1 pseudogene is annotated in these 465 nt (G+C 34.6%); it reads right to left on the reverse strand.

What is annotated here, in order from left to right:
* Window positions 1-216: pseudogene (locus tag HMPREF9999_RS10665) on the reverse strand (hypothetical protein); the annotation flags it as partial.
* Between the last annotated feature and the right edge of the window lie 249 nt (window positions 217-465).

A 465-nucleotide genomic window follows, 5' to 3' on the forward strand; every position in this document is an offset into this window, starting at 1 on the left:
CATGCGACCTTCATAGGCGGGATAAGGATATTTCCTTTTTTGAGGAAACGATAGGGTGTATAAACCTCCTTGCTCTTTAAAGCCCCTTTCTATTAAAAAAGGATTCTCTCCTATTATTTTCCAAAACCAGATATCGTTATCATCACAATATTCTGTTAAGAACATATCTTCTTCTTCAAAAAGAATGCGACTTCCACTTGGTGCTTTTATTTTCACTGCTCAACTACTTTAAAAGTTTTATCATTAAACACTGCGTATAAAGTCTGCGTACTTTCAAAATCGGAGTGCAACGATTCATTCGTTTTTTCATAGTTAGAACCTATGTAAAACAGATAGACGTTTTGCACTTAGATTTTGAAAGTACAAAGATAAACCATGCACAGGCACTTCAAGAAAAATCTGTCCTTTGAGTTTTTCACCGAAACCTTACCATTTCTATAGCGAAGTATGGTTATGATAATACTC

The organism is Alloprevotella sp. oral taxon 473 str. F0040 (assembly GCF_000318095.2).
In the GTDB taxonomy this organism is placed as follows: domain Bacteria; phylum Bacteroidota; class Bacteroidia; order Bacteroidales; family Bacteroidaceae; genus Alloprevotella.